Origin of the sequence: Priestia sp. YIM B13552 (assembly GCF_042787775.1) — a bacterium.
Classification (GTDB): domain Bacteria; phylum Bacillota; class Bacilli; order Bacillales; family Bacillaceae_H; genus Priestia; species Priestia megaterium_E.
On the sequence record NZ_JBHZOU010000003.1, the window covers coordinates 289593 to 303355 of the forward strand.

Genomic DNA, 13763 nt, shown 5'->3' on the forward strand with positions numbered 1-13763 from the left:
ACAATTTAAAAAGATTCAATTTTTAATAGGTTAGATGAATACGGAGGGAATTATTGTGGCAGAATTAAGAAGTAACATGATCAAAAAAGGATTCGACAGAGCACCGCACCGCAGCCTACTGCGTGCAGCTGGTGTAAAAGAAGAGGATTTCGGCAAACCGTTTATTGCGGTTGTCAATTCATATATTGATATTGTACCAGGTCATGTTCACTTACAAGAGTTTGGTAAAATCGTAAAAGATGCGATTCGCGAAGCTGGTGGCGTACCTTTTGAAATGAACACTATCGGGGTAGATGACGGTATTGCGATGGGACATATCGGTATGCGCTATTCATTACCAAGTCGTGAAATCATTGCTGACTCAGTTGAAACGGTAGTATCTGCTCACTGGTTTGATGGAATGGTATGTATTCCAAACTGTGATAAAATCACGCCTGGGATGTTAATGGCTTCATTACGTCTGAATATTCCGACAGTTTTTGTTAGCGGCGGACCAATGAAGGCTGGCGTAACGAGCGACGGTCGTAAGATTTCTCTTTCTTCAGTATTTGAAGGCGTAGGAGCTCATCAAGCTGGTAAACTTGATGATAAAGGATTACTTGAATTAGAACAATTCGGCTGTCCGACATGCGGATCTTGTTCAGGGATGTTTACAGCGAACTCAATGAACTGCTTAGCTGAAGCGTTAGGACTTGCTTTACCTGGAAATGGTACAATCTTAGCAGTTGCTCCTGAACGTAGAGAATTCGTTAAGAAATCAGCTAAACAGCTTATGGAATTAATTAAATTAGATTTAAAACCACGTGATATCGTAACAGAAAAAGCAATCGACAACGCGTTTGCTTTGGACATGGCGTTAGGCGGTTCTACAAATACAGTTCTTCATACGCTAGCTCTTGCGAATGAAGCTGAAATTGAGTACCCATTAGAGCGTATTAATGAAGTAGCAGAACGCGTGCCTCACTTGGCAAAACTGGCTCCGGCTTCTGATGTATTTATTGAAGACTTACACGAAGCAGGAGGCGTATCAGCCGCTTTAAACGAGCTATCTAAAAAAGAAGGGGCTCTTCATTTAGATACGATGACAGTTACTGGAAAAACGCTAGGTGAAAACATTGCCGGATGCGATGTAAAAGACTATAACGTTATCCATCCAATCGATAAGCCGTTCACTGAAAAAGGCGGACTTGCTGTATTGTTTGGTAACTTAGCTCCAGACGGCGCAATCATTAAAACAGGCGGTGTTCAAGACGGCATTACTCGCCACGAAGGACCAGCAATTGTATTTGAGTCTCAAGATGAGGCGCTGCACGGTATTGCTAACGGAAAAGTAAAAGAAGGACATGTCGTAGTCATTCGTTATGAAGGACCAAAAGGCGGACCGGGAATGCCTGAAATGCTAGCTCCAACTTCTCAAATTATGGGAATGGGACTAGGTGCAAAAGTAGCACTATTAACAGACGGACGCTTCTCTGGCGCTTCACGTGGATTATCAATCGGCCACGCGTCTCCAGAAGCTGCTGAAGGCGGACCGCTAGCATTTGTCGAAGATGGCGATCACATCGTGATTGACATTGAAGATCGTTCGATGAATGTTCAAGTTTCTCCAGATGTTTGGGCAGAACGAAAAGCAAACTGGAAAGGCTTTGAGCCAAAAGTGAAAAAAGGCTATCTTGCAAGATATTCTAAACTTGTAACTTCTGCAAGCACGGGCGGAATTATGAAAATCTAATAGCAAAAAAAGGCTCTCAGCAGAGAGCCTTTTTCTTTACTAAAGTAACTGTGCAAAGAAGCATTTTTAACACGAAAATTCTTTTTTCATGATAACGTGTGGGATACCGTCTTCCATAAAGACATCTGAAACAGTCTTATAGCCTAATTTATGGTAAAAAGGTTCAGCCTGAACTTGACCGTGAAGCTTAGCTTGAGTTAATCCTTCTTTTTTCGCTGCTTCTTCTAAGCTGGCCACCACTTCTTTTCCGAGCCCGTATTTTCTAAATTCCTTTAATACGCATATCCGCTCTATTTTGGCGTAATCGTCTACTATGCGGAATCTACCAGAAGCTGCCGGTTCATTGTTATAGTAAATCAACATATGTTTTGCCGTTTGCTCATGTTCATCAAATTCATCTTTTAATGGTACGCCTTGTTCTTCAACAAAGACTGTTTTACGTATATGAAATACTTCTTCAAGCTGCTCTTTTGTTGTAACTTGCTTAATTTTCATCGAAAATCCTTCCTTTGCTGCGAATTTATGATTCTTTTTTGTATAATAAAGATATCTGATATAAAAGAGTATAAAGGAAAAACAAAATGTTGTAAATGCAACAAAAAAAACAACTAATGAACATATTACACAAATTTGTAGTCATTGCTCACTGTTTAAACAACCTCAGCAATAGTAAAATCAACTGAAACATGTTAAAAAAGCAAAGAAAAGGGATTATGAAGCGCCATGGCTCTACATAACTTGTAAAAAGAGAAATATTCACAATAGTAGTAGGATGAAAAAGGGGAATGTATCATGCAAATAACCTTAGTGTATAAAGATGAGCAATCGAATAAATTTTGGAAAGTTGAAAGAAGAGACAGCAAGTTAATCATTCACTTTGGAAAAGTTGATACAGCCGGTCGCATGCAAGTGAAAGAGTTTGCTTCCGCAGAAGCTTGTGAAGCGGAAGCTGAAAAGCTGATTCGTGCAAAATTGAAGAAAGGATATAAGCCTTTAACTTGTTCAATGCAAGTAATGAAAAACAGTACGATGTCAGAGGCTCTCTTTTGGGAACTGATAAAAAAGGCGAAGACAAAATTAGATGTCGACGAGCAAATGGAATGGCTCCGCTCAACGCTAGCAAAGCGTTCTGAAAAAGACATTTTCCGCTTTGATCAGCTATTAAATCAGCATTTTGATCAATCCTATAATTCTTCCTTGTGGGCAGCAGCTTATATTGTAATGGGCGGTTGTTCAGATGATTGTTTTGATTATTTTAGAGCCTGGCTTTTATATCAAGGAAAAGACATATATTATAAAGCAATTGAATCTCCTGAGACGATGATTTCTGTTCTTCAACCACTAGAAGCAGAAGGCTATGCTCCTCAATTAGAAGAATTACTTGCTGTAGCGTGCGAAGCTTACGAAGAAAAGACAGGTTTAGATAACGACTATTATTATGATAAATATGACCAGTTTGACCCAATGTGGTACGATGAGCAAGATTTGGATCTTGATTGGGATGAAGATGATGAGGACGGTTTACAGATGCGATTCCCTATGCTTTGGAGTCGCTATTGGAACAATCACCTCGAATACTAAAAAGAAGAGATGAAAATCTGTTTACAGACTTTCATCTCTTCTTTTCTTATTTTGATAGAGTGGGTGACGACGCGGTCTGAGATAGTTTTGTTTTTTTGTTTAACATACTATTTATGATCATTCCGATTACAATTATCGTCATACCAGCTAACGCGATCCCTGTTGGCATACGGCCATTTAATAAAAACACTTCGCCAAGAACGGTAAAAATCATGCTGCCCGATTGAGTTGCTTCGACCGCTCCAAGCAAACCTAAATTTTCTTTTGCCAAGTCTGTTGCGTAAAAGAACGTCATCGTAGCAATTACACCTGAACTCATTGCCAAGATGAAGGCTTGAGAAAATTGAGGAGCACTCGGAATACCTGTAGCAAAGAAGCCGTATATTGCATAAATAATGCTTAGCGGAATGCTTCCTAACGCCATTCCCAATACACGTTGGAACGTATCGAGCTTTCCGCTGCATATTTCCATCATTTTTCGGTTTCCAAGCGGATATAAAAATGCAGCGACAACAACAGGTAGAAACCCTAGAATAAACTGCATAGCCGTAATATTTTCTGATTCTTTTACCTGCATAAGAATCACGCCTACTAAAATAAACGCTGAAACACTAAGCGTTTTTAGCGGAATTTTCCCTCTTACTTTTTTATATCCTTCTGCAGTTTGAACTTTTATAAAAAACAACGGAGAAAGAAGAGCTCCTGCTAGAATGGTCACTTGCCACGTTCCCGCCACTAGCCATGATGGTCCGAAAAGTGAGGAAAAACTTAAGAGAGAATAAAAGCCTACTCCTGCAAGTGTACCCCAGCCAAGCCAAGCCCACGGATGTTTTTTCATTTCCTTCCACAGAGGCGTGAATTTCTTTTGCATCAGCACTAAAATGAGTAAAATAGGAATAGCGAATAAAAAGCGGAGGGATGCAGTCCATGCCCAACTCGTTCCAGATACATTCATTGCTCGGTTGACAATAAACGTAGCGGAAAAGAACATGGAAGATAATAGTCCCCATATTATTGCTTTCATTGTTTACCCTCCTTATTAAATATATTATAATATGTTAATCACCTAAAAAAGTTTATCATAATATACATAAGAAAGGAAGGAAGAAATGCATACAGAAGAGATGATTAAAAAAGTAGGCAGTGAATTACGAAAAATCAGGGTGCAAAATCATTTGACGCTGGATGAACTGGCTGAAAAGACAGGAGTCAGCAAACTCACATTAGGAAAAATTGAAAGAGGAGAGACCAATCCTACTTTAGGGGTGATGTGGAAAATAACCACAGGTTTAAATATTCCTTTAACCAAATTAGTGTCAGTAGAACCCTCAGTATCTCTATCTAAGTGCGGAGAGGGGTTTTCTCTCAAAGGACCAGATGAAGCTTGGAAAATTGAGTTTATGTTTCAAAATCAAATGGATTCGACGATTGAAATGTACCGAGCATTTCTTTCACCTCTTGCTACATACTGTCCTGAACCTCATCATAAAGGATTAATTGAAGTAGCAACGGTAATGGAAGGCAGAATTGAAATGAAAATAGAAGAAGAGCTATACGAACTAAAACAATTTGACTCTATAAAATTTGAAGGAAGTCATGTACACTCATACAAAAATCTTGAAGATCGTCCCGCTGTTCTGCATTTACTGCTAAAATATGAGGAATAAAACGGCAGAGCCGCAGTAAAACGAACCATAAAAAATGATTCGTTTTACTGCGGCTCTAATAGCTGTTTATTCATCAGCTTGTTTTGGTAGCTAATATATTTTTTTACTTTAATGATACTTAATGAATATTCTTCAATTAAACGGTGGATAGATTGAACCATACACTCTGGATAATGATGTTTTTTCTGTAAATATACTTTATACTTTCGAATTTGTCTTTCGAAATATAAAATAACTTGTTCAGGCGTTTTCACCAGTAAAGATTGCATGTATTCATTTACTTGCGTTTCAAGAAACGAATAGCGATTCGTGATAAAAAATGTCTTCATCTTATTTTCCTCCCTATATGTTAGTGGTACAAAAAAGAAACCCTTGTGCTAGGATTTCTTTTTTGCTTTTTATTTGAATCAGCTGTGCGCAACTTTTAGGCACTGATACTTGAAATCGAAGACTCTCTATATTTTTTTATTTTGCATTTTATATATGTAGGCGTTTCGCCGAAAAGATTTGCTACATGTGTAATAGCTCCATAATACGTTTTAGCATCCATCATTTCTTTATTCACAATATAGTCATACAGGGATGATTCAATATCATCAACAAAAGCTAAAATGTGACGCTTTTCGAATAGGAGTTGATAAAGTTCATTAATTAAGTATGGGCTTTGATCAAATTTGTCTTGAAGCTGCTCTACTCGGTACTTTGTCATAGGCACTTCACACAAGATAATGTATCGTAACTCTTCTAAAAATAATTTATTCATCTTTCTCACATCCCTATTCTGTTAATAATTATATAATAGCACTATGCCTTCATATTTGGAAGCGTTTTCAATGTATTAATTTTAATATTTTTTCTTCTCATTTCCTTTCGTTTTTTCTTTTCTTACGTGAATTATCTGTAGTATAGTTCGTTTTACGTAAAGACTCTAGCTAATTGTTAAACTACCTGACATACTTTTTGTAATTTTTATTATAGATGTCAAAAACTCTTACATACCTAAGAGGAAACACCTTAAAAATAAAGTCCTATGAGCCGGAATCGTCTTTAATTGTGATAAAATAAAAAATGGAAAATACATCATATAGGAGAGAGGCTATGGAAAAAGATCATATTTCAGAGCTTAAGATTTTAAAAGACATTGCCGAGATTTTAAATGAAGGCACTAACTTACATACAATGCTTCACGATGCTCTTTTAAAACTGCTGCAAATAACAGATTTACAAACAGGATGGATCTTTTTTATTGACGAAAATGGAAAACATGAGATGATTGCCGCTCAGCATTTGCCGCCGGCTTTATTAAATAAAACCGCTCAGCCTATGTGTAACGGAAGCTGCTGGTGTGTTGATCGGTATATGGATGGCCGGCTTCAAAAAGCGTCTAATATTATGGAGTGCAAGAGACTTGAAGATTCCGTCATTCATGAGTGGGGAGATACACACGACATTACTCATCACGCAACGGTTCCTTTACAAGCAGGGGATGAGCGCTTTGGATTATTAAATGTAGCTGCCCCTCATAAAATTCATTTTGAACAGCGAGAGCTTGATTTATTAGGATCTGTCGCTCTTCAAATTGGCACGGCTATCAAGCGGATTAAGCTGACTCAATCTCAGCAGGAAGTAAAACTTATTGAAGAAAGAAACAGACTGGCCAAAGATCTTCACGATTCTGTTAATCAGCTGTTATTTTCAATTAATGTCACAGCCAAAGCCGGAAGCAGCTTAGCGACAGATGTGCAGTTAAAAGAGACTTTTTCCTTAATCCAAGAAACCGCTCAGCATGCTCAAGTAGAAATGAAAGCATTAATTTGGCAGCTTCGTCCTCAAGGATTAGAAAACGGCATTGTCAGTGCGTTAAAAAGCTATGGTCAAATGCTAGGGCTTAACGTAAAAGAACAAATTAAAGGAGTGTCTGTTTTGCCTGCTGTGATTGAAGAAACACTGTGGAGAGTCGGGCAAGAAGCTTTTAATAATTGCCGAAAGCATGCGGGTACGGCAGAGGTACATTTAAACGTAAATATAAGCAAAGAACAAGTAATTATGAAAATTCAAGATAGCGGCAATGGATTTATATATAGCGCTTCAGCAGAATTGCCGACGCTTGGGTTAAAAACCATGCAGGAGCGAATAAACAGATTAAATGGCAATCTATCTGTTACAAGCAGCATAGGAAACGGAACGGTTGTGGAAGTATCTATTCCTCTTTCATAACAGAAAGGAGCGCATATGAAAATAAAGATTCTAATCGCAGATGATCACCACGTTGTCCGAAAAGGACTTGTCTTTTTCTTACAGACACAGCCAGACTTAGAAATTGTAGGAGAAGCTTCTAACGGAGAGGAAGCTTTAAAGTTAGCGACATCCCTAGATCCCCATATTGTTTTAATGGATTTATCGATGCCGGTTCTGGACGGAATCGAAGCAACAAAAGAATTAAAAAAACAAGCACCGCATATACAAGTTATGATTTTAACAAGCTTTTCGGATCAAGACCATGTGATACCGGCACTAGAAGCTGGAGCTTCAGGCTATCAGCTAAAAGAAAGTGACCCAGATGAACTTGTAGCCGCTATTCGAAAGCTAATGAACGGAGAAAATCAGCTTCATCCAAAAGTCACCACACACTTGCTAACACGGTTAACCAAAAGCAGCGAAAAGAAAGTCAATTTTATTGACCACTTAACGAAACGAGAAAAAGACGTATTAAAAGAAATTGCAAAAGGTAAAAGCAACAAAGAAATTGGTGCTTCCTTACATATTACAGAAAAAACAGTAAAAACACATGTATCTAATATTTTATCGAAGCTCGGTGTTCAAGACCGCACGCAAGCTGCTCTATATGCTGTGCAGCACGGCTTTTCCTAACCTACGACTTTAGTTGTAGGTTTTTCTCTGTGCTTCTCCGTCTATATTGGTAGCTTTCTTTCTATCAATAGCATGACGAAAAAAAGTTCAATCATTCCTATACTATACATATAACCAAACGACAGAGGAGTAGATAAGCATGAACATACTTATTATCAATGGAAGTCCTAGAGAAACAGGTCGAACAACACAAGTGACGAGAGAGCTTCACAACAGTTATCAAAGTTCTTTTTTAGATTTAAGCCAATTATCACTTCCTATATTCACAGGTGAACCTCATCAGTATGAAACAGAAGAAGTACAAGAGCTGATTGAAAAAATAGAAAAAGCAGATGGTATTTTACTTGCGACACCCGAGTACCATGGAGCTATGAGCGGAGCATTAAAAAACGCGTTGGACTTCTTAAACAGTGCGTATTTTGCGCATAAGCCCGTAGCACTTTTAGCAGTATCAGGAGGAGGAAAAGGAGGCATTAACGCTTTAAATAACCTTAGAACCGTTACACGCGCTTTGTACGCGAATGTTCTATCTAAGCAGCTGGTATTAGACCCTGCAGACATCGTGGAAAAAGGGACTTTACGAAAAAATGCAGCTGACGGAATTCATGAATTAGTTAATGAGCTGACTCTGTATACACAAGTGTCTAAGCAAATTTTAGAAGCTAAGCAAAATGTTTGATGAAGGCGCTCTATAAAGATGGGCGCTTTCAAGCCGTAGTAGCTGCTAATGTTTTATCCTCTATCGGCTCCGGTATTACGATGCTTGCCATTCCTTTACTGTTAGTTGCATCTCCAAATGGAAATAGACTATTTGGCGCGATTATGCTGATTATGACGGTGATTAGCTTTGTTGCTACCCCGTATATCGGCGTTCTTATTGATCGAATGTCACGAAAGAAACTGCTGTTAACCGTAGAATTGATAGGTTTTATCACGGTCATGTTATTTGTAATCGTCGGTTTTGTTACAGACTATTCAACGATTCACTACGTCATTTTGTACGGAACCGGAAACCTTTACTACACGTTTTTTTATCCAACGATTTTCGCTTTAAATCAAGAAGTTTTTTCAAAAGATGCGTTTCAATCATTAAACAGTATCATGGAAATACAAGGGCAGCTATCGAGTATGCTTGCAGGCGCTGTGGCCAGTTTAGTCATTACTCGTTGGTCGCTTCAATGGATTTTAACAATAGATGCAGCTACGTATATAGCTGCATTCCTTTGTCTGTTGAGTATTCCATATAAACAAAGCAGTGAACGAAGCGACAAGAAACACACTGCTATGAAAGAAGGTTTAACATTTATAAAAGAAAATCGCTCGGTCTCTATTTTTTTACTGCTTTCTTTTACGCCTTTCATCGCTGTGATGATGACGAACTATTTATTCCCTATTTATCTGACTCAAGAATTAAACGCAAGTCCAGCAGCATATGGGATTGAAAGTGCTGTATATGGTTTCGGGGCGTTAACAGCAGGGATATTTATCGTATCTATTATGAAAAGAACAGGCACAGAGCTAGCGATTATGCTTAATATAAGCCTTTTTACATTCGGAATATCTATCATCTTCTTTATGAAGCTTCTGCCGGTTTATTTTTCTATTGTGTTTCTTCTTGCTTTTGCAAATGCAGGTACAAGAGTAGCTCGAAATACGTTTATGATGCAGAAAATACCGAATATCATCGTGGGAAGAGTCGACAGCTTTTTTCGCTTTATCACGTTAGGTATTCGAATTTTACTGATTTTCTTCTTTACGTACGTTACGACTAACGATCGGATAGGACTGGCTTTTTTAGGACTTAGCCTGCTTTTATTATCATCGGCTGGAGCGGGCTGGATACTTTACAAAAGAAAACATCGAAAACAGTCTGCATTGCTTAAGAGTGTTTTATAATGTCTGTTGCATGTTATAATAGAGGAATTGACAAATAATGTTCAACGTTTATGACGTTGAACATTATTTGTTCTGAATAGAAATTAAACAGAAACAGCATTGACTGTTATGCGATTGGAAGATTGTGAAGCGATGATAAATAAAACATTAAACAGAGAACAATTAAAAGATTCGTACTCAAGCAGAACGTACTATAGAGGGCACACGTATTACAAGCAGGGACGTGTGCTTGATTTGGAATACAATGAACAGACCACTACGTGGACAGCATCCGTTCGAGGTGCGGAAATGTATACGGTAATGGTTGAACAAAAAGGAAATTCTTTTTATTCATTCTGCGATTGTCCTGCTTATCACGAGTTTTCAGAATGCAAACACGAAGTAGCTGTTTTATTAACCATTTGCGATGAGCGAGCAAAGCCGCAGCCAATTAAAACGAAGCCTTTTCGCCAAAGCAAAGAATACGAGAATGTAAATCACTTTATCGACTTATTTTCAAGCTATCAGCAAACCATAAGCGACCACAGAAAATATGCCGATAAAGATCCGTTGAAAGTAGAATTTATTTGCAAGTCTTACTCAGAAGAATTTTTACGTTCAGAAGGAATGTACGTAGCGCTTGAAATGAAAGTGGGCGTCGACCGGACGTATGTAGTAAAAAACATTCAAGAATTTTTAACAGACGTTAAAGAATTCCAAACTCACGAATTTACCAAGCGCTTCGAATATGACCCAGCGGAACATTTTTTTATAGAAGAAGATAGAAAAATCATTGAGCTGCTGATGGATATTATGACAAATGAATCATTTTATAAAAATTCTTATTCCATGTATCGTTCGTCTGCAAATAACAGAGAACTAATCATTCCCTCCATCATAGCCAAAGAGTTATTTCAATTGCTCAAAGATCGGAACTTTACATTTATTCATGACGGGCACTCATATGAAAATATTATCTTTGCTGAAAGCTCAGCTCCTTTTTCGTTTCAGTTAAATAAGCACCCGGCAGCTGGATTTGAACTAGACTTTACGGAGCTTCATCAAGCTTCGTTTTTTGATCGATACGGGTGGCTATTTTTAAACGGGACGTTTTATGAGCTATCTCAAGATCAGCGTATGCTTCTTGAAGGGCTTCGAAAAACGGCGCCTTTGAAGCCAGTCGTACCTATAGCAGAAGAGCAGATGGGCAATTTTTTATCACACGTCGTTCCAGGACTAAAAAAAGTGGGGAAAGTAGATATCGCAAAAGAAGTATCCCACCAGATTATTGCGCCTGAACTAAAAGCAAAAGTATTTATTGACGGGGAAGATGAACAGCTGTTTGTGACGCTTCGGTACCACTACGGAGAGATTTCAATTAATCCATTTTTATCTCAACCTGAAAAGTACGATAAAATCTTAATACGCGATTTAGAAAAAGAAGACCGCGTGATGGATTTAATTGAAACAGCTCCTTTAAACATTTATAAAAACCAGCTGTATTTAAATCAAGATGAATCATCTTTATATGAATTTTTGTTTCATATTGTTCCAAAACTTGATGAAATAGCGGATGTGTATATTACGGATGAGATGAAAGAATATGCTTATACGGATTTTTCTGCACCAGTAACAACGGTTGATATCAAAAACAGCAATGGATTATTAGAAATTAATTTTGATTTAGGAGACATTAATCATCAGACCGTTCAAGATGTTTTAAAATCTGTTTTAGAAAAGAAAAGCTATCATCGTCTAGATAACGGTGCGTTTATTCCTCTTGAAAACGAAGGCTTTGAGCATATTCAAAATCTGTTTCGTGAGCTAAACGTAACCGAGAAAGACTTAAAGGATAACTCATTGCAAGTACCTTTATACAGAGGAATGCAAGTAGAAGAGATTATGAGTGCGGGTAATAAATCAGCGGCTAAGTTCGGCTCAGCATTTAAAAGATTACTTACACAGCTTAAATCTCCAGAGGAAATGGATTGGGAAGTACCGGAATCCTTGCAGGCATCACTGCGTGATTATCAGTACAATGGGTTTAAGTGGTTTAAATCTCTGGCTCACTACTCTTTAGGAGGCGTGCTGGCTGATGATATGGGGCTTGGAAAAACGCTTCAAAGCATTGCCTATATCCTATCTGAAAAAGAGCTTGATGAAGATAGCAGTGCTTTTTTAATTGTTGTGCCGGCTTCCTTGATTTATAACTGGCGCAACGAATTGGAGAAATTTGCACCGAATTTAACGGTTCAAACCATTACAGGAACGCCGAGCGAGCGTGAGGAGAAGCTAAAACGCACAGCTGACGTATGGATTACATCTTACCCAACGCTGCGTCAAGATATCGATTTGTATCAGCATCTTCATTTTCATGCTTTAATTCTAGATGAGGCTCAAAGTATTAAAAATCATACAACGAAAACAGCAGTAGCTGTTAGGACTATTTCAGCTAAAAAACGTTTTGCGCTGAGCGGTACACCTATTGAAAACTCACTTGATGAGCTTTGGTCAATTTTTCAGACCATTCTTCCTGGCTTATTTCCAGGGCTTCGCCAGTTTAAAAACATGTCATCGGAGCAGGTCAGTCGAATTGTAAGACCATTTTTACTGCGACGAGTAAAAAAGGATGTGTTAAAAGAACTGCCTGATAAAATTGAAACAACTCATTTATCTGAGCTGACTAAAGAACAAAAAGAATTATATGTAGGGTATTTAGAACAGTTAAAATCATCTTTAGCCGGTGAAGATTTTAATAAAAACCGAATGAAGATCTTGGCGGGATTAACAAGACTTCGCCAGATTTGCTGTCATCCGTCTTTATTCGTTGAAAATTACGAAGGGGATTCAAGCAAATTAGAGCAGCTGCTTGAGATTACAAGAAATGCGGTTGCCAATGGAAAACGTTTGTTAATCTTTTCTCAGTTTACAAGCATGCTTCACATTATTCGAGAAGAGCTTCAAAAAGAAAATCTCTCATACTTTTATTTAGACGGTCAAACGCCATCAAAAGAACGAGTGGAAATGGCGGATCGGTTTAATAATGGAGAACAAGACATTTTCTTAATTTCATTAAAAGCCGGAGGCACGGGTTTAAATTTAACGGGAGCCGATACGGTTATTTTATATGACTTATGGTGGAACCCAGCGATTGAAGAACAAGCGGCAGGCCGTGCACACCGCATTGGACAAAAAAATGTTGTGCAGGTCATCAAGCTTATTTCTCAAGGAACCATCGAAGAAAAAATTTACGGCTTGCAGCAAAAGAAAAAAGAACTCATCGAACAGGTTATTCAGCCGGGAGAAACAATGCTTTCTAGCTTGACAGAAGAAGAGCTTCGAGAACTGCTTAGTATGTAGCAAAGGACGTGTAAAGAATGAAAAAATGGGCGTTTGTATCAGATTTTGATGGAACGATTTCAAAAAAAGATTTTTACTGGATTGTGATTGAAAAATATTTTCCAGAAGGTGAAAAACTTTTCCACCGGTGGAAAGCAGGAGAAATGAAAGATATTGATTTTTTATCTACTGTTTTTCAATCCATTCACCAAGAAGAACCAAAAATTTTAGAAGAAGTAGCGAATATTCCAATCGATGAATACGTGCCCGCTTTTATTAAAGCTGTTCAGAAAAACGGCGGAGATTTTTATATTTTAAGCGCTGGAACAACGTACTATATTAAACCGATTTTAGATAAATACGGTGTTGAAAAAGTGGAAGTTTATTCAAATGAAGGATATTTCCATCAAAACAACGTTCACTTGCGTCTAGACCCTGCTCACAGATGGCATTCAGAACGCTACGGCATAGATAAATCTGCTGTTATTAAAGAACTAAAAGAGACATATGAAACGATTTATTTTGCTGGAGACAGCGAGCCGGATTCGCATCCGGCAAAATATGCAGACGTCACATTTGCAAAAGATTCTTTGCAAGATTTACTGCGCGAACAAAACGTTTCATTTGTTCCGGTTGAAACATTTGAAGATATTGAGCAATATTTAATACAACACAAAGTGATAAGAAAAAGATAAAAA

The 13763-nt window shown here is 37.9% G+C and carries 13 protein-coding genes; 9 read left to right on the forward strand and 4 right to left on the reverse strand.

Annotated features, from left to right (window positions below):
* Positions 1 to 55 precede the first annotated feature (55 nt).
* Positions 56 to 1732: a dihydroxy-acid dehydratase gene (ilvD, locus tag ACFX40_RS13635; protein WP_028408385.1), complete on the forward strand. Its 1677-nt coding sequence runs from the start codon at positions 56 to 58 to the stop codon at positions 1730 to 1732.
* Positions 1733 to 1798: 66 nt separating this feature from the next.
* Here ilvD and ACFX40_RS13640 read toward each other — a convergent pair whose 3' ends face one another.
* Positions 1799 to 2227, reverse strand: coding sequence for a GNAT family N-acetyltransferase (locus tag ACFX40_RS13640; protein WP_028408386.1), 429 nt, complete (start codon positions 2225 to 2227; stop codon positions 1799 to 1801).
* A gap of 297 nt (positions 2228 to 2524) precedes the next feature.
* Between ACFX40_RS13640 and ACFX40_RS13645 the strand changes: the two genes are divergently transcribed.
* The gene (locus ACFX40_RS13645; protein WP_028408387.1) at positions 2525 to 3313 is read left to right on the forward strand and encodes a DUF4240 domain-containing protein; all 789 of its coding nucleotides are present in this window, start codon (positions 2525 to 2527) and stop codon (positions 3311 to 3313) included.
* 46 nt (positions 3314 to 3359) lie between these two features.
* On the opposite strand, the gene ACFX40_RS13650 is transcribed toward ACFX40_RS13645, so the two are convergent.
* Positions 3360 to 4337, reverse strand: a complete 978-nt coding sequence (locus ACFX40_RS13650) for a DMT family transporter (protein WP_263034150.1) — start codon at positions 4335 to 4337, stop codon at positions 3360 to 3362.
* Positions 4338 to 4422: 85 nt separating this feature from the next.
* On the opposite strand from ACFX40_RS13650, the gene ACFX40_RS13655 reads away from it, so the two are divergent.
* On the forward strand, positions 4423 to 4980 hold the full coding sequence (locus ACFX40_RS13655; protein ID WP_098578729.1) for a helix-turn-helix domain-containing protein: 558 nt from the start codon (positions 4423 to 4425) through the stop codon (positions 4978 to 4980).
* Positions 4981 to 5024: 44 nt separating this feature from the next.
* On the opposite strand, the gene ACFX40_RS13660 is transcribed toward ACFX40_RS13655, so the two are convergent.
* The gene (locus ACFX40_RS13660; RefSeq protein ID WP_028408390.1) at positions 5025 to 5309 is read right to left on the reverse strand and encodes a hypothetical protein; all 285 of its coding nucleotides are present in this window, start codon (positions 5307 to 5309) and stop codon (positions 5025 to 5027) included.
* A 95-nt stretch (positions 5310 to 5404) separates the two neighbouring features.
* Positions 5405 to 5743 carry a hypothetical protein gene (locus tag ACFX40_RS13665; RefSeq protein ID WP_050691151.1) on the reverse strand — a complete coding sequence of 113 codons (339 nt, stop codon included), beginning with the start codon at positions 5741 to 5743 and terminating at the stop codon, positions 5405 to 5407.
* Positions 5744 to 6078: 335 nt separating this feature from the next.
* Here ACFX40_RS13665 and ACFX40_RS13670 point away from each other — a divergent pair, with 335 nt between their 5' ends.
* The 6 genes from ACFX40_RS13670 (at position 6079) to ACFX40_RS13695 (ending at position 13760) form a co-directional block, all read left to right on the forward strand.
* Entirely contained in the window at positions 6079 to 7197 is a 1119-nt protein-coding gene (locus ACFX40_RS13670; protein ID WP_028408392.1) for a GAF domain-containing sensor histidine kinase, read from the forward strand.
* A 15-nt stretch (positions 7198 to 7212) separates the two neighbouring features.
* Positions 7213 to 7851 carry a response regulator gene (locus tag ACFX40_RS13675; RefSeq protein ID WP_377255237.1) on the forward strand — a complete coding sequence of 213 codons (639 nt, stop codon included), beginning with the start codon at positions 7213 to 7215 and terminating at the stop codon, positions 7849 to 7851.
* Positions 7852 to 7990: 139 nt separating this feature from the next.
* Entirely contained in the window at positions 7991 to 8530 is a 540-nt protein-coding gene (locus ACFX40_RS13680; protein WP_336127878.1) for an NADPH-dependent FMN reductase, read from the forward strand.
* The gene (locus ACFX40_RS13685; protein WP_377255240.1) at positions 8530 to 9747 is read left to right on the forward strand and encodes an MFS transporter; all 1218 of its coding nucleotides are present in this window, start codon (positions 8530 to 8532) and stop codon (positions 9745 to 9747) included. Before ACFX40_RS13680 ends, ACFX40_RS13685 begins: the two co-directional genes overlap by 1 nt.
* Positions 9748 to 9879: 132 nt before the next feature.
* A complete protein-coding gene (locus tag ACFX40_RS13690) occupies positions 9880 to 13086 on the forward strand; it encodes an SNF2 helicase associated domain-containing protein (protein WP_377255243.1) in 3207 nt (1068 codons plus the stop codon).
* A gap of 17 nt (positions 13087 to 13103) precedes the next feature.
* Positions 13104 to 13760, forward strand: a complete 657-nt coding sequence (locus ACFX40_RS13695; RefSeq protein WP_028408397.1) for an MtnX-like HAD-IB family phosphatase — start codon at positions 13104 to 13106, stop codon at positions 13758 to 13760.
* Positions 13761 to 13763: the final 3 nt, after the last annotated feature.

Coding starts and splice junctions, on each gene's coding strand:
- ACFX40_RS13690 (WP_377255243.1), top strand. CDS start 9,880: ATGATAAATAAAACATTAAACAGAGAACAATTAAAAGATTCGTACTCA.
- ACFX40_RS13655 (WP_098578729.1), top strand. CDS start 4,423: ATGCATACAGAAGAGATGATTAAAAAAGTAGGCAGTGAATTACGAAAA.
- ACFX40_RS13640 (WP_028408386.1), bottom strand. CDS start 2,227: ATGAAAATTAAGCAAGTTACAACAAAAGAGCAGCTTGAAGAAGTATTT.
- ACFX40_RS13680 (WP_336127878.1), top strand. CDS start 7,991: ATGAACATACTTATTATCAATGGAAGTCCTAGAGAAACAGGTCGAACA.
- ACFX40_RS13670 (WP_028408392.1), top strand. CDS start 6,079: ATGGAAAAAGATCATATTTCAGAGCTTAAGATTTTAAAAGACATTGCC.
- ACFX40_RS13685 (WP_377255240.1), top strand. CDS start 8,530: ATGAAGGCGCTCTATAAAGATGGGCGCTTTCAAGCCGTAGTAGCTGCT.
- ACFX40_RS13695 (WP_028408397.1), top strand. CDS start 13,104: ATGAAAAAATGGGCGTTTGTATCAGATTTTGATGGAACGATTTCAAAA.
- ACFX40_RS13660 (WP_028408390.1), bottom strand. CDS start 5,309: ATGAAGACATTTTTTATCACGAATCGCTATTCGTTTCTTGAAACGCAA.
- ACFX40_RS13645 (WP_028408387.1), top strand. CDS start 2,525: ATGCAAATAACCTTAGTGTATAAAGATGAGCAATCGAATAAATTTTGG.
- ACFX40_RS13650 (WP_263034150.1), bottom strand. CDS start 4,337: ATGAAAGCAATAATATGGGGACTATTATCTTCCATGTTCTTTTCCGCT.
- ACFX40_RS13665 (WP_050691151.1), bottom strand. CDS start 5,743: ATGAATAAATTATTTTTAGAAGAGTTACGATACATTATCTTGTGTGAA.
- ACFX40_RS13675 (WP_377255237.1), top strand. CDS start 7,213: ATGAAAATAAAGATTCTAATCGCAGATGATCACCACGTTGTCCGAAAA.